Raw genomic sequence first — 15,111 nt, 5'->3', positions numbered from 1 at the left:
CGAGTTGTTACTTAAATTTGAATGGATTTCGGAAAATTCGGCTTCTGAATGTTTAGGCAACAAATCCTGACGATACTAGGAATTAGTCACCAATATCAGGAATAAAAACCTGCTTTAAAGGGATTAAAGCTCTATATTGTGGTTTAAAATCTTCATAATAACGATAAATTAACTCTACAATCTCTTTACCATCAATAAGTCTTAACCGTGATTTATTCGTAGCTTTACTCTTTGCTTGATTACTATAACTTCCAAGATTAACAAATAAAGCATATTCGCCATCTTCAAGAGTACCTAAAAGTTGATTTATTTCAGGTAAGCCATTAGATGTTAAAGTTTTTTTACATTGAACCTTAATAATAGGGGGTTCGAAGCCAAGTGTATCCTTGTGAGCAATAACATCAACACCGCCATCACCCGACCTCTGAGTAACCCTAGCAACATACCCCATGCATTCAAGCAAATGAGCGACAAATTCTTCAAACTGATAACCGTTTAAATGTTGATGTAATCTGCGAATAATAAAATCTTCAGTTGAATATTTTGCTGTTTCATTAATTACTTTAGTTACTGTTTCATCATCGGGTATTTCTTCTTGTTCTAATTCTTGCTCTTGTAACTCAACTATTGGGTCTTTATTTATTGTAGCTTGGTATTCAATACCTACAGCATTTAAAAAATCACCTGCTGTTTTCTTAATTTCAAACAACGTAATGTAAGCACCAATTTCATATAACGCTACTTGAGAAAAATTGTTACGTGGGACTCCATTAGGTGTTAGCCATGTTACAGGACGACGATTTAAATAAGCATCTTCGTCTTCAGAATTAGCTCTCTCATAATCTCCACTAATAATACCAATATAGACCAATCTATCCGATTTGCATGGGTATACCACATAATCTCCTGTTTTTACCACATGCATAAATCTGTAAATTGTGGCTACCTGAGTTCGGATAGAAGGCATTGAAGAATCAGGTTGCTTTGCTTGCAAAGCAAATTTAAAGGCTTCCCTATCAGCATCAATCTGACTTAAATCACCTAACTCTGACCAGCCAATTCCAATGTAATTTTTTTCAACTGGCTCAGTTCCAACATGTACGCCCATGTGTACACCCCAAACAGTCGGAGTATCAGACATTTATTAACCTTAAATACTTGTAATTTACGCCGTTCAGCATATCTTAAATAAGGATTAATTTGAATATGAGTATTATTGTGGGTATCGTTTCTGAGTTTAAAAAATTTGATGCTGATCTTAAAAATCCGAACTGGTCAGTATCTTCAATTAGCTCTAATAATGAGCTAATTGTTAGTTTATGGGGTCATAAACCTTTATTATCTAAACATCCAACTGAAAGAAAACAGGTTTATCGTGACCGTATTGATAGATGGCCTGGTAATGGACGTAATGAATTTAAGAAAAACCTTGATCTAGCATTAGAAGAAAAATTAAAAATTAGACCTATTATAGCTATGCTCGATAAAAGCTCGGATTTTCAAAATATTTTAGATGGCAAAGATGGCAGCCAATACCCTAAAAGATTTAATGCAAAAACCAATTGGATCGGTGAATTAACTATTTGGGATGGTATCCAATTTGAGATTGTATTTAGTCTTGAACAATAATTTAAACTCAAACCAAGTTTTTATTATGCTTACTACAGGCTTACCTTGCATAAACCCCAAATACAACAAAGCCCTGAGTATGTCAGGGCTAAGTCATTGATATTTGGCGGAAGCGGTGAGATTCGAACTCACGGAGGACTCACACCCTCGTCGGTTTTCAAGACCGGTGCATTAAACCGCTCTGCCACGCTTCCAATGGCGGCTATCATATAAAGAAAAATTCAGCTTGGCAAATATTTTCTAAAAATTATGATCCAAATGTTCAAAATAAAATCAAAAATCAGTCATTTTCTGCAATTTCAGGCTTTTCATAGCGTATCGAATTAATAAACCAGCTCTTTTTGCCTAACGGCGTCTGCACTTCCACCTCATCATCTACCTGTTTAGACAACAAAGCTCTAGCCATAGGTGAATCAATCGAAATATGTTGTGGATGATGATCATAAATTTCATCCACGCCCACAATTCTCAAGGTCTTTTGCTCGCCTTGTTCATTTTCAATTTCGACCCATGCGCCAAAATATACTTTACCCTCTTGTTCTGGTGCAAAATCGACAATACGCAGCTCTTCTAAACGCTTGCCCAAATAACGTACCCGACGGTCAATTTTACGCAAAAGCTGTTTGTTATATTGGTAATCTGCGTTTTCAGAGCGATCGCCGAGACTTGCCGCCCAGTTTACTTTTTTGGTGATTTCAGGGCGTTCTTCATGCCACAAATGCTGTAACTCTGCCACGAGTTTATCGTGTCCAGAACGTGTAATTAAGTTAGATTTCATGGTGTTTTTGCAGCCGGTTTTTTACATTTGGTTAACATCAATCCTATATTTTATTGCATTTTTATACACAATAAAAATTTATAAAATTTATTTCTCAATGAAATGAATATCTTATGTTACATTTTTCAAAAAATTTATGTACAAAATTTGACATCCAAAATTTTCATCTTTATTATTCGCACATCTTTTAGTTTTGATCACTTTTTAACCTGTGTATAAATTTTACACATTTTCCCTTTAATCCCAAGTCATTTTGAATGACGTCATGACTGCCCAACCCTTATTGAATTTATCAAACTTGAAAAAGTTTAAGGTGTGTTGCCTTTGCTTTTTAGGGCATAAATTACTTGTAGCGGAGCCAACATGCACAGTAGTTCAACGTCTGGGTCTAGGCTTAGCCTTCACTCATTTTTTAATCGCCTCCCATTCAAAGTCCTCGCTTTCAGTACTGTTCTTCTCCCATTCCACAGTATTAACGCAGGCAAAGCCGTTCATCAATTTGACAGCGTCGTCAATCAGAACAAATTGACCGTTGTGTCTGTGGAAAATCCAACCACAGTGTTTAAAGATGGACAACATTTACATGGCTTTGGTTATGACCTTGTGCGTAACTATGCCGACAGCATGAATGTGAAACTCGAATTTAAAACGGTAAGCGACAATGCGACCGCTTTAAAATGGGTGTCTTCTGGTAAAGCGAACTTTGCCATGACCACGTCGAGTATCCAAAGCATCGAAAAGCAGCAACTCACGGCATTTTCTGCCAGTTGTGGCGATTTAAATACTTTAAAGCGTAATGGTTTAAATAGTGAGCTGAACTGGGTGTTTAAACACGCAGATGATCCTCTTAGCCAAACCGCAAGCAACTTTGTTTGTCGTGGCAAGCAAAACGGCTCAATTACCCAATTGGCTTCATTTTATAATCGTAATGTGGTCAAACAAGAATCGTGGGATGTGATCCAGCGGGATTTGCGTAATCGTTTACCTTTATATAAGGCCAACTTTAAAAAGACTGCCACGCAGTACGATTTAGACTGGCATCTTTTGGCGGCAATTGGTTATCAGGAATCTTACCTCAAACCCAACTCGGTTTCGCCAACAGGTGTGCGCGGTATTATGATGCTGACCAATAATACAGCCAAAGCGATGGGCGTAAGCAACCGTACCGATCCTGCACAAAGTATTCAGGGTGGTGCTAAGTATTATGACCAAATGCTGAGCCGTTATGAGCATATTCCATTTCCTGATCGTAACTGGTATGCCCTAGTCGCTTATAACATGGGTCCTGGTGCAGTCAGTCAAATTCAGAAGCGTATTCGCTCACAAGGCAAAAACCCGAACAATTGGGTTAACCTATATGCGTATTTAGACCGTAACAAAGCGAGCAATGGTCGTTATCGTCAAGCAGTGCAATATGTGACTCGTATTCGCGCCTACCTTGAGCATATTAAGACCACACCGCAATTGGTGAATATCTAAAATTTACCTCGCGTGATTGAGTTGCAGTGTATATCAGCTGCAATTCAAACATGAATAATGCGCTGTTAAAGCTGCAGTGCATAAAAAAGCCTAGTTGATACTTCAGCTAGGCTTTTTTGTACTATAGCGGGAAATTCGCCTGCTACAGCGTAAATCGCTTGAATTAAGCAGATTGCTCAAGAATCTTCTTAAATAAGTCTTTTTGTTCTTGGCTTGGTTTTGCAGTTTGTAATGCCATTAATTGTGACATATCGCCCTGTACTTTGATTTTACCTGTCATAAAGGCTTGCATAGCAGCCGCCATGTCAAACTCTAGGAATACTTTACGTAAAGTTTCCGCATCCATATTTAATGTTGTTTTTGCGTTGTCCGCCAAACCTTTTTGGATTTTACCGCCATCTAAAGACAATTCTGTGTTGCCTGCAGCATCAGTCACCACTAAGTTAATTGCCAGATTTGCAAGTGCTGGAGGTAGGTTTAAATCACCAGCTTGAGCCGTTAAATTTTCTACAGTTGCAAACCAATCATCAGTTAAAAAAGCAGGCATGATTTTTCCTCAATATATTTGTGCATGTGTGTTGTCTATCCAGACACCATCATTATTAAGCTGTTTTGCTTGCTGATTGTTATAGCATGAACCTTTCGTGAAAGGCTAAGAAATTTTGTACGGGACGTTCAGTTTTTGTATTTTTAGTCGAAATGACGACTTTCTCAAATAAATCAAATTCATAAAAAAACACCAAGCTCTGGCTTGGTGTTGATTACATTTTAAAGGGATTGACAGGCTGTTATCGCTTAGTCTGCAGCGTAGCCTAAATTGACCATATTGATGCGTTTGTTTTGCTCTGCTGCGTTTTGTTCGGCCTGATCGGCAAAATCAAATACGCGCTGGCTGTCTAACGCTTCAAAGTCGAATAATTCACGGTCTGCCAACTGCGATGGCGATACATTCTGTAATGCGCCAAAAATACTGTGCAAACGCTTAGGATGTGCTTTATCCCACTCACGTAACATGTCGTTAATAATGGCACGCTGTAAGTTTTCCTGTGAACCACACAAGTTACACGGAATAATTGGGAATTTACGCATTTCTGCATATTTAATGATGTCTTTTTCTTCCACATAAGCCAGTGGACGAATCAGCATATTTTTCTTGTCTGATGACAACAACTTCGGTGGCATGGCTTTTAAGCTACCGCCATGGAACAAGTTTAAGAAAAAAGTCGCCAAAATATCATCACGGTGATGCCCAAGCGCCACTTTGGTTGCCCCTATTTCCTGCGCAAAGCCATACAAAGAACCACGACGCAAACGCGAACACACTGCACAGTAAGTTTTACCTTCAGGCGTTAAACGCTTGGTGATGCTATAGGTGTCTTTTTCTAAAATGTAATATGGGATGTTATTTTCTTCTAAATAACGCGGCAATACATCTTCAGGGAAGCCTGGTTGCTTTTGGTCTAAGTTCACAGCCACCACATCAAAATTGATGGGTGCGATGCGCTTGAACTGCAACATAATGTCCAACAAGGTATAACTGTCTTTACCACCAGAAATACACACCATGACTTTATCGCCATCTTCAATCATGTTGAAGTCACGAATCGCATGCCCGACTTGACGACGCAGCTTTTTCAACAAACGATAATACGCAGAGCTGGTTGGAAGTTCTGGTTTGAAATTAAAGCCTTGATCGGACTCAACTGGTGAGAACATAGACGCGATTAACCCATGAAAAAAATTACCGCGCAATTTTAGCCGATTCAGACCAATCCCGCATCAAAAGAATGTAATTTCATCGCAATCTTCCTTTTCGTCAAAGAACTTAATTTCTGACTGCGCGTTCATTTCTGTTTACACACTTTATTTCTATCTGCGCAGATCGTTTTTTTCTGTGGCAAGTTTGAACCCTCAGGTTCACTTTTTCGCCAAGATGCTTATCTTTTGGACTTTTCCACAGTTTTCCACAAAAGCTGTGGATAACTTTGTGGATTTAAAACAACTTGACAACGCCTCTTGCCGTTATTCTAAGGCTTCTCTTTAAATTGATCACTTTTTAATCGATTTTATTTTAATTTAAAATCATACACTTAAGTGTGTCAAGCTGATCCAATTAAAAAAAAATAAATATTTTTTTTGATTACTCTGTCAGCAATTAAGCTTGATTTTTTTCGACACTACTGTAAATGAATTTGTACAAAGCCTTTTCATCTGTGAGATTTTTGTTAAACTCCTATTAACTGTTTGGGGACAGCTTTTAGTGTATTCACAGCATGAACAATAAAATTAATGCCTTTTTACTGTATATTTTGGGGACTGCCAGCATCATGCCTTTGGCAACGACAACGCACGCAGGTCAAATTTATATGTATAAGGACAGCAATGGCAGTACCTTGCTGACTAACCGCAAAAGTGCAGATCGTTCGCTGACAAAAGTAAAAGTCACCTATTATCCAGACAGCAATATTCACAGTTATCGCAACTGGGGCAATTCCGAAGCATCGGTATTGCCAAGTTATAGCCGCAATAAAAACGCCTTTGACCACATTATTCAGCAAGCAGCACAACAACACGGTGTTTCAGAAGGTCTAATTAAAGCAGTGATGCATACCGAATCAGGTTTTAATGTCAACGCCCGCTCGCCTGTCGGTGCACAAGGTCTAATGCAGCTCATGCCTGCGACAGCACGACGTTTTAATGTCAGCAACGCTTATGACCCGCATGAAAACATTATGGCGGGTGCAAAATACTTGGCTTGGTTACTCAAACGCTTTAATGGCAACACCACTTTAGCTTTGGCGGGCTATAACGCAGGCGAAGGCAATGTTGCAAAATACGGCGGCGTACCGCCTTTTCGTGAAACACAGGATTATGTACGTCGTGTGACCAGTCGCTATAGCAACCTATATGCTAGCGGCGTTAGTGCAAGTTCTGGCAGTAACGCGATTACGGCAAATAACAATAGCAATACTCAGAGTCAAAATGCACAAGTGATTGCGCAGTCAGACAATTACACTGCCAGTAATCATCAAGTGGCGGCAAACAAACGTCCACAACGTCAAATTATTATGGCTGCCGATGGTCGCTTTACCGATGCACCTGCAGGTTCTTACGCGACAGGGAATGCCACGGCTTCGGCACGTATTTTTATTTCAGAATAAAAGCTACAGCACTTCATTTGAGCTTGCGTTGCCGCAAGCTCAAATGAAGTGCCGATTGCAGTATCAGCTCAAAATATTTTTAGTACAGTTTTATTATTTTTCTTGAATTTTTAATACATACACCGCATATTTACTGCATGGTTTATTAATAAATCAGATTACATTTTTAATATAAGAGGATTTACTCAATGATGCGGATTGGTTTGTTCTTGCTAACCAACCTCGCGGTACTGGTTGTAGCTGGCATAATTTTGTCACTCTTCGGTGTCGGTAGTTACCATGGCGCGGGTGGCTTAAACCTAGGCAACCTGTTGGTCATCTGTTTTGTCTTTGGTATGGTTGGCTCTTTAATTTCACTATTCATGTCTAAATGGATGGCGAAAAAAACAACTGGGACTGAATTAATTGACCCGAATGCCCCTCGTAACCAAGCTGAAGCGTGGTTATTAAATGAAGTTGCGCAATTGTCGCAACGTGCTGGTATCAAAATGCCAGAAGTGGGTATTTTCCCTTCTTACCAATCGAATGCTTTTGCAACAGGTTGGAATAAAAACGATGCTTTAGTCGCTGTATCTACAGGGCTGCTTGAGCGTATGAACAAAGATGAATTACGTGCAGTTTTGGCACACGAAATTGGTCACGTTGCCAATGGTGACATGGTGACCTTGGCACTGATTCAAGGTGTGGTCAACGCATTCGTCATGTTCTTTGCCCGTGTTGCAGGTGACTTCATTGACCGTAACGTATTTGGTCGTGAAGATGGCGAAGCACCAGGCTTGGCTTATTTTGCAATTACCATTGTACTGGATATCGTATTTGGTATTTTGGCCTCTTCAATCGTGATGTGGTTCTCGCGTCAACGTGAATACCGTGCCGATGAAGCAGGTGCACGTTTGGCAGGTAAGCAAGCCATGATTTCTGCATTATTACGTTTACAGGCAGAATCTGAAATGCCTGATGCAATGCCAAAAGAAATGAAAGCTTTTGCGATTTCTGCAGGTAAAGAAGAAGGTTTTAGCTTGGCAGCGTTATTCCAAACTCACCCAAGCATTGAACAACGTGTTGCAGCTTTACAGCAATTAAATTTACCTTAATACTGCTAGCAAGATATTGTAACAGCGACACCAAAAAGCTTCCTCAGGGAAGCTTTTTTCATGTCTGTAAATTAGATCTGCCAGATGGTTTTGTACTTTAAACAGGTTCATTTAAACAGCAAAACTTTGTGACCAGTGCCACAACCAACTTACACCGAGCCATGCTGCCCAAATAAAGAAAATAAGAAAAATCACACCAAGCAAATCAGGCAAATGTAGCCACAGCCATGCCACTACAGGATTACGCCAAAATGCTGACTGCTGCTGTTTACGTTCCAATCGCTCATGTAAAAAAGGATGTACCACATGATGCTCACTGTGAATCTGATATTCTTCACGGATATGCGTATGCACTACATCTAAAGCTTTACGGCTTGGACGAATAAATACATCAAATACTGTGCCGACAATTGGCACAAAACCAACTACTGCATCCATCACAGCAAGTTTAATCACGGGAGTGAGTTTGGTTTGTGGTACACCAATTTGTTTGGCTTTATAAATCGCATAACAGGTCAGTGCAAAACCTGCGACATCCCCCGCGACAGGTACAGTGCCTAATGCGGCATCTGCTCCCACGCCCTGCTTGGTAAATGGAATACGCACCACAGAATCCATCATATTGGCAAACTTGGCTAAATCGCGCTCTAAGCGAATCACCTCTTGCTGGCTAAGTTTTTTTGAAGATGCAGGTTCTGGCATAGAAAACGTATCGTTGGGTAAATGCAATCTACTTGAGAATAAAGCAGTTTTTTACTCAGGTCTGTTATGATTTTATAAACAGAATTTTGATCAATGCAAAAAGTTTAAGATGAGGTCTTGAATAAGTCATCATCACCGACAGTGTTTAAAGTAACAACTGTGAAGCAATAAATAAGTACACCACCACGCCCGTTGCATCACAAATCGAGGTTACCAAAGGCGCAGAGGCACTGGCAGGGTCTAGTTTCAGGCGATGCAAAATAAAAGGCAAACTCATGCCAATTAAACAGCCCATCAGCACAATGCCCAGCATACTCAGTGCCAATACCACAGACACCATCATATCGCCACGGTAATAGCCTAAAATTGAAACCGCAAAAGCCATAGTTCCACCCAAACATAGCGCCACCAAACTTTCACGTCCGAGTAAATGCAGCCAATCTTTAAATTGCACATCACCTGTAGCCAGTGCCCGTACCATTAAGGTCGCAGACTGAGAACCCGCATTACCACCACTACCGACCAAAAGCGGCAAGAAAAAAACCAGTACAATATGTGCTGCAATAATGTCTTCATAATGCGCAATGCCAATTCCAGACAATAAACTGCCAAATACCAAAATCACCAACCAAAACACACGTTTGCGATATAAAAATAAAATTGGCGCAGTTTTTATACTCATGCCAGGTGAAGACGCTACCGCACTTGATTTTAAAAAGTCTTCTGTAGTTTCTGCCTGTACCACGTCCATCGCATCATCATAGGTGACAATCCCCAGTAAATGCTGTGCATCATCTACAATCGGTAAGGCCAAAAAATCATAATGGCTGAGTTTTTGCGCGATACTTTCCTGATCTTCAGTCACCAAACCTGTGACCAAATCGGTGCACATCACATTTTTAATTTTTTGTTCAGGCGGGTTTTGAATAATTTCCCTTAAAGAAATAACCCCCAATAGTTTCATTAGTTCATCGACAATATAAATCAGGTACAAAGTTTCCCGGTCTGTGGTCATTCTGCGCAATTCATCTATAGCTTGCTGCATGTTCAGTTCTGGCGAGAGCACCACGAAATCCGAACTCATAATCGCGCCCGCAGATTCTTCAGGATAGCGCGCTAAAGTCTGAATCTGTGCGCGTTTTTCTTCCGTAATGTGTAAGCTGACAAAACGCTGTAAATGCGGAGAAAGTAACTTAAATAAGTCGGTGCGGTCATCTGAATGCATGGCTGAAATCAGTTTGACCAATTGCTGCGGTGCAATCGCTTCGGCAATTTGAAGTTGTGAATGCAGTGGTAAAAATTCCATCACCAAGGCAGCACTGTCAATTTGTTCAATTAAACTCAGCTGTGCTTTCAGGCTTAAATACTGCATTAAGTCGGCTAAATCGGCAGGATTGATACTGTCGATCAGGCTGTGTACTGTGCTTGGCTGATGCAATTGTAAGGCTTGTTCTAACTGTTCAGCGTGCAGATTGGTCATTGCTCTCACCCACTCCATCATTCCAAAAACGTAAAATGAAGAATGGGCGCAGTGTCTCGGCCCAAACCAACCCTTAAAAAACCGAAAATCTGTAGATTTATGCAAGATTTTTAGCGTTTCATATCATAGCCTATAATTTTGCTAAGTGCCTAATAAAAAACATCTTTAGTTTATGGGTGATGAACGATTCACTTGAAATATAGAACGAACCAGCACATACATAAACGGAATAAAAACAAGCACTAAAATTGTGCCAAAAATAACTCCACCTAAAACACTCACCCCAATTTCCTGACGGCTTGCTGCACCTGCACCAAAGGCAAATACTAGCGGCAAAATACCTGCACCAAATGCCAATGAGGTCATTAAAATAGGTCTGAGCCGTAAGCTTGCACCTTCTAAAGCGGCTTGAATCACCTGTTTGCCTTGTTGCTGCGCAGCCGAAGCAAACTCCACAATTAAAATGGCATTTTTACATGACAAACCAATGGTGGTAAGCAAGGCAATCTGGAAATAAATGTCGTTCGGGAAACCTGCCAAATAGCTGAAAATAATATTTCCACCAATTCCTAAAGGAATGGCACTCATCACGGCTGTTGGAATACTCCAACTTTCATACAAGGCAGCAAGGCATAAGAAAATAAACCCGATGGAAACCAAATACAGTAACAAAGCCTGATTGCTGGACTGATTTTCTTCAAAAGACAACCCACTCCATGCCAAGTCAATGCCCTGCTGCTGTGCCACCATCTGTTCTAAATCACGCATCGCCTGCCCTGAGCTATATCCTTCGGCAGTATCGGCTTCCATTTGCACGGCGCTATACCCCATAAAACGATTGACGACTTCTGGCCCACCGCTCCAACTGAGTTGAGCAAACTGGCTAAAAGGTACCATTTGATTTTGCTGACTGCGTACCGACCATTGATTCAAATCTTCAGGTTTACCACGAAATTCGGCATCACCCTGCATAATCACACGTTTAATTCGACCACGGTCAATAAAGTCGTTGATATAACTACCGCCCCAAGCTGCCGCTAAGGTACTGTTAATAGCCGTTTGATTTAAACCTGCTGCCATCGCCTGTTTCTGATCAATCGTGACGTTTAACTCCGCTTTTTCAGGATTGGCACGTTGATCTAAATTTTTAAAGCTTTGATATTGAGCGGCTTGCTGCTGTAAATTTTGAAATTTCTGAATTAAAAAATCGCGTCCTGTACCATTCACATCGCGCATCCAGAACTCTAAGCCATCGGTTTGCCCCAAACCACGAACTGCTGCGGGCATGCCAATGGTAATTTGTGCATTGGGATGCTGTCGAAAATGCTGCATGGCACGTTCACGAATAGCTTGTGCGGTATGCTGTTGCCCTTGACGCTCATCCCAATGTTTTAGCGCAATAAAACCCTGCCCTAAATTCTGCCCTGTTCCCGAAAAATTACGTCCATAACGAATCATCACCAAATCAACATTGTGGGCTTCATGCTGCATAAAGTATTCGCGTATGCTTTCGCCCACTTCACGACTTTTAGACAACGGCGCACCTTCCTGTAATTTAAATTGCACCGACAACATGCCCTGATCTTCATTCGGGATAAAACTGGTAGGTAGGGCACGGTAAAACAAAGCAAAAACCGTCAGTAAGCCTGCAAAAATAACCAGACAAATCGCTTTATGCTGAATCGTCCAGCCTGATAATTTGAGATAGTGTTGTTTTAAGCTTTCCAGTTTTTGATTAAACCAGATGGCCCATTGAGCAGGTTGTGAATTGGGTTTTAAAATCAAAGCACACAAAGCAGGCGTTAAAATTAAGGCCACACCTAAAGACAGCGCCATCGCAGTCACTAAGGTGATAGAAAACTGGCGATAAATTACTCCAGTCGAACCACCAAAAAATGCCATTGGAATAAATACTGCGGTCAAAACCAAGGTAATGCCGACCAAAGCACCGCTAATTTCCTGCATAGATGCGATAGATGCCTGTTTAGCCGAGAGCTGCTGTTCGTGCATTAAACGCTCGACGTTTTCCACCACGACAATCGCATCATCCACCAATAAACCAATGGCTAAGACCAAAGCGAATAATGTCAGCGTGTTAATACTCATCCCAAAGAGTTGCAACACGGCCATGGTGCCTAAAATCACTACAGGCACGGTTACGGTAGGAATGAGCGTCGCGCGCCAGTTTTGTAAAAACAAGAACATCACGATGACAACTAAAATCACCGCTTCAATTAAAGTTTTCACCACTTCATTAATTGATTCCTGCACGAAAGGCGTGTTATCTCGTGGATAGACAATTTGGTAACCTTCGGGCAATTGTTGTTTTAAATGCTCAATTTGTTTTTGAATTAAGGCTGAAGTTTGTAACGCATTGGCACCAGACGATAAAGAAATCCCCATCCCTGCCGATGGAAAACCATTAATGGTATTAAAGTTTTGATAATTTTCTGCACCGAGTTCTATACGTGCCACATCTTTTAAATAAACAAAGCCACCTGCCTGATCTGCTTTTAAAATAATATTTTCAAATTCTTCTACCGTTTTTAAGCGTGAACCTGAGGTGACTTTGGCATTGAGATATTGTTCTTGTGCTGTGGGTAATTCACCAATTGCGCCTGCTGCGACTTGGGTATTTTGTGCCAATACTGCAGCACGTACATCACTTGGCATGAGTGCGTATTGTTTTAACTTTAACGGATTCAGCCAAATCCGCATTGCATATTGTGCACCAAAAACATCGACCTCACCCACACCTTCAATGCGTGCCAACTCTTGCTCTAAATGACTCATCATATAGTCAGACAAGGCAATATTGCTGCTTTTGCCTGTGGCATCGTACAGCCCAATGACCATGTGGGTATCACCCAATGATTTAAAGACATTTACCCCCTGACGTTGCACATCTTCAGGTAAGCGGTTAATTGCGCCATTAATCGCATTTTGTACCTGGACTTGTGCGGTATCGGGGTTGGTACCATTTTCAAAGCTAATGCTGATGCGACTTCGTCCTGAAGAATCACTGCTAGAACTGAAATACAGCAGATGATCCAAACCTTTGATTTGTTGTTCTAAAATTTGAGTCACACTTTCTTCAACAGTTTCTGCCGAAGCTCCTGTATACGTTGCGCTGACGGTGATACGAGGTGGTGCAATGTCTGGGTAGCGTTCTACAGGTAAATTTAATACTGAAAAAATCCCGAGTGCCATCACCATAATAGCGAGCACACCTGCAAAAATAGGACGTTCAATAAAAAATTTAGACAGCATAAAACTGGATCACTTATAGATGGCAATGTTGATATTTAAATATGAAATGAATCAAGTGGATGAAGATCATCAAAAAAACTTGAAACCGTGTTTCAAATTAACACAGCAAAATAGAACTTGGATGACTGCACATCAAAAAATCTAGTTTTGTCACAAAAATGTTGTTTTTTCTTCATTTTTTCTCACAGATTTAAGCCCTTAACCTCCTCATTTTAGGATATGCAGCGACTCAGCCATGTTTTTATACTTTGTCTATAAACAACGAGATGACAAGGAAATCATGATGAAAAAAACGTTAATTTGCTTAGCCTTAGCAGGTTTACTCAGTGCATGTGGCGGGTCAGACAATGATTCTGGTAGCAATCAGAATCCGCCACCGAGTTCAGCAACACAGATTGGTGTACTGACCGATGGCCCTGTAACTGGGGTTAAATATCTCAGAGCTTCGAGTTCAGGTGAAAGTATTGAAGGTATCACCAATGATAAAGGTGAGTTTGAATATGCTGAGGGTGATACTGTTCGCTTCTTTATTGGTGATGTGCAACTTGGTGAAGCCATTGAAGCTAAAGCACGTATTACCCCACTAGATTTGGCTGAAAGTGAAAATGCCCGTACCAACTTAATGGTATTTTTACAATCTTTAGATAGCGATGGCGACCATAGCAATGGAATTGAAATTACTGCAGACACTCAAACAGCCTTAACCGCTGTGAATATGAATTTCGAGCAAACACCCGCAGAGTTTTCAACTACGTTTGTCAATGAAGTGATCCCTAAAACCGATATCCCACTAGATCGAATCGTGACACCTGAAAAAGCTGCAGAAAACTTCCAAGCCACTTTCTATAAAGATATTGCAGGCACTTGGGAAATTGGGCGTACTGAAAGCACTGCTGTTATATTACATATTTTACCAGACGGACGTTATGCGCTAGGTGAAGCAGATGTAGCTGATGAAACAGGGAAGTCTGGTATCGAAACAGGACGACTAAATTGGAATGCTTTAACTTCAGCGCTGAGCCCTGTGATCTCAGTAGATACTAATGGAGACTACGGGCTTTCACATCCAGACAATGATGGTCATTACCGCCTAAGTTATAACGGTACAGATTTAGTGCTGACTGATGTAGGAAGTAATAGCACCTATATTTTAACTAAAGTCAAACAATCATCAGGTTTAGTCGGCACTTGGCAATTTAATCAAACTCATTTATTTGCTTTCTTTGACACAGGATTCTATTTCTTGTTAGACACTGAAGGCGATGATGATTGCGCTAACCCAGGTATTGAATATGGCAAATATTCAATGACAGCCAATACACTTGCCGCAACAGAAGTGTTATATGACACCAACGATTGCGGTGGCTTACAAGACTCTTGGGATGGCAGTAAAGTGAATGCAACTTACAGCATCTCAGGAACAAGCCTAACCTTGCATCCGCAAGGCGAAGACTCTGTTACCCTACAACGTAGTAACTAAACATATTCAAAAGCTGCCTAAGCCAAACTTAGGCAGCT

At 40.7% G+C, this 15,111-nt stretch carries 12 protein-coding genes and 1 tRNA gene; 5 read left to right on the top strand and 8 right to left on the bottom strand.

Going from position 1 to position 15,111, the window contains the following annotated elements:
• Positions 1-82: 82 nt before the first annotated feature.
• On the bottom strand, positions 83-1,141 hold the full coding sequence (locus tag FTT70_RS01100) for a restriction endonuclease (protein ID WP_225530189.1): 1,059 nt from the start codon (positions 1,139-1,141) through the stop codon (positions 83-85).
• 65 nt (positions 1,142-1,206) lie between these two features.
• Here FTT70_RS01100 and FTT70_RS01095 point away from each other — a divergent pair, with 65 nt between their 5' ends.
• Positions 1,207-1,629, top strand: coding sequence for a hypothetical protein (locus FTT70_RS01095; protein ID WP_180168187.1), 423 nt, complete (start codon positions 1,207-1,209; stop codon positions 1,627-1,629).
• A 104-nt stretch (positions 1,630-1,733) separates the two neighbouring features.
• On the opposite strand, the gene FTT70_RS01090 is transcribed toward FTT70_RS01095, so the two are convergent.
• Positions 1,734-1,823, bottom strand: a tRNA-Ser gene (locus tag FTT70_RS01090).
• An 86-nt stretch (positions 1,824-1,909) separates the two neighbouring features.
• Positions 1,910-2,407, bottom strand: coding sequence for a transcription elongation factor GreB (greB, locus tag FTT70_RS01085; protein ID WP_004972106.1), 498 nt, complete (start codon positions 2,405-2,407; stop codon positions 1,910-1,912).
• A gap of 363 nt (positions 2,408-2,770) precedes the next feature.
• Here greB and FTT70_RS01080 point away from each other — a divergent pair, with 363 nt between their 5' ends.
• A complete protein-coding gene (locus FTT70_RS01080; RefSeq protein WP_004972108.1) occupies positions 2,771-3,886 on the top strand; it encodes a transglycosylase SLT domain-containing protein in 1,116 nt (371 codons plus the stop codon).
• A 163-nt stretch (positions 3,887-4,049) separates the two neighbouring features.
• On the opposite strand, the gene FTT70_RS01075 is transcribed toward FTT70_RS01080, so the two are convergent.
• Positions 4,050-4,433, bottom strand: coding sequence for an SCP2 sterol-binding domain-containing protein (locus tag FTT70_RS01075; protein ID WP_004972111.1), 384 nt, complete (start codon positions 4,431-4,433; stop codon positions 4,050-4,052).
• 248 nt (positions 4,434-4,681) lie between these two features.
• A complete protein-coding gene (gene ttcA / locus FTT70_RS01070; RefSeq protein ID WP_104853169.1) occupies positions 4,682-5,602 on the bottom strand; it encodes a tRNA 2-thiocytidine(32) synthetase TtcA in 921 nt (306 codons plus the stop codon).
• A 557-nt stretch (positions 5,603-6,159) separates the two neighbouring features.
• On the opposite strand from ttcA, the gene FTT70_RS01065 reads away from it, so the two are divergent.
• Both FTT70_RS01065 and htpX read left to right on the top strand, forming a co-directional pair.
• Complete coding sequence (locus FTT70_RS01065) at positions 6,160-7,047, top strand: lytic transglycosylase domain-containing protein (RefSeq protein WP_004972115.1); 888 nt, start codon at positions 6,160-6,162, stop codon at positions 7,045-7,047.
• 188 nt (positions 7,048-7,235) lie between these two features.
• Positions 7,236-8,141, top strand: coding sequence for a protease HtpX (htpX, locus tag FTT70_RS01060; protein WP_004972117.1), 906 nt, complete (start codon positions 7,236-7,238; stop codon positions 8,139-8,141).
• A gap of 111 nt (positions 8,142-8,252) precedes the next feature.
• Here htpX and FTT70_RS01055 read toward each other — a convergent pair whose 3' ends face one another.
• The 3 genes from FTT70_RS01055 to FTT70_RS01045 all read right to left on the bottom strand — a co-directional run bounded on the left by FTT70_RS01055 (position 8,253) and on the right by FTT70_RS01045 (position 13,593).
• Positions 8,253-8,843: a DUF4112 domain-containing protein gene (locus FTT70_RS01055; RefSeq protein ID WP_131260660.1), complete on the bottom strand. Its 591-nt coding sequence runs from the start codon at positions 8,841-8,843 to the stop codon at positions 8,253-8,255.
• 145 nt (positions 8,844-8,988) lie between these two features.
• Positions 8,989-10,323, bottom strand: coding sequence for a magnesium transporter (gene mgtE / locus FTT70_RS01050; protein ID WP_075175071.1), 1,335 nt, complete (start codon positions 10,321-10,323; stop codon positions 8,989-8,991).
• 165 nt (positions 10,324-10,488) lie between these two features.
• Positions 10,489-13,593 carry a multidrug efflux RND transporter permease subunit gene (locus FTT70_RS01045; protein ID WP_180168186.1) on the bottom strand — a complete coding sequence of 1,035 codons (3,105 nt, stop codon included), beginning with the start codon at positions 13,591-13,593 and terminating at the stop codon, positions 10,489-10,491.
• A 283-nt stretch (positions 13,594-13,876) separates the two neighbouring features.
• Between FTT70_RS01045 and FTT70_RS01040 the strand changes: the two genes are divergently transcribed.
• The gene (locus FTT70_RS01040; protein WP_179988557.1) at positions 13,877-15,073 is read left to right on the top strand and encodes a hypothetical protein; all 1,197 of its coding nucleotides are present in this window, start codon (positions 13,877-13,879) and stop codon (positions 15,071-15,073) included.
• The last annotated feature ends 38 nt before the right edge of the window (positions 15,074-15,111 follow it).

The organism is Acinetobacter sp. YH01003, from assembly GCF_013420525.1.
Classification (GTDB): Bacteria; Pseudomonadota; Gammaproteobacteria; order Pseudomonadales; family Moraxellaceae; genus Acinetobacter; species Acinetobacter towneri.
The sequence above is the reverse complement of the archived record's forward strand: the minus strand, read 5'-3'. Positions and strand labels throughout refer to the sequence as shown.

Coding starts and splice junctions, on each gene's coding strand:
- greB (WP_004972106.1), bottom strand. CDS start 2,407: ATGAAATCTAACTTAATTACACGTTCTGGACACGATAAACTCGTGGCA.
- FTT70_RS01075 (WP_004972111.1), bottom strand. CDS start 4,433: ATGCCTGCTTTTTTAACTGATGATTGGTTTGCAACTGTAGAAAATTTA.
- FTT70_RS01095 (WP_180168187.1), top strand. CDS start 1,207: ATGAGTATTATTGTGGGTATCGTTTCTGAGTTTAAAAAATTTGATGCT.
- FTT70_RS01100 (WP_225530189.1), bottom strand. CDS start 1,141: ATGTCTGATACTCCGACTGTTTGGGGTGTACACATGGGCGTACATGTT.
- FTT70_RS01055 (WP_131260660.1), bottom strand. CDS start 8,843: ATGCCAGAACCTGCATCTTCAAAAAAACTTAGCCAGCAAGAGGTGATT.
- ttcA (WP_104853169.1), bottom strand. CDS start 5,602: ATGTTCTCACCAGTTGAGTCCGATCAAGGCTTTAATTTCAAACCAGAA.
- FTT70_RS01045 (WP_180168186.1), bottom strand. CDS start 13,593: ATGCTGTCTAAATTTTTTATTGAACGTCCTATTTTTGCAGGTGTGCTC.
- FTT70_RS01080 (WP_004972108.1), top strand. CDS start 2,771: ATGCACAGTAGTTCAACGTCTGGGTCTAGGCTTAGCCTTCACTCATTT.
- mgtE (WP_075175071.1), bottom strand. CDS start 10,323: ATGACCAATCTGCACGCTGAACAGTTAGAACAAGCCTTACAATTGCAT.
- htpX (WP_004972117.1), top strand. CDS start 7,236: ATGATGCGGATTGGTTTGTTCTTGCTAACCAACCTCGCGGTACTGGTT.
- FTT70_RS01065 (WP_004972115.1), top strand. CDS start 6,160: ATGAACAATAAAATTAATGCCTTTTTACTGTATATTTTGGGGACTGCC.
- FTT70_RS01040 (WP_179988557.1), top strand. CDS start 13,877: ATGAAAAAAACGTTAATTTGCTTAGCCTTAGCAGGTTTACTCAGTGCA.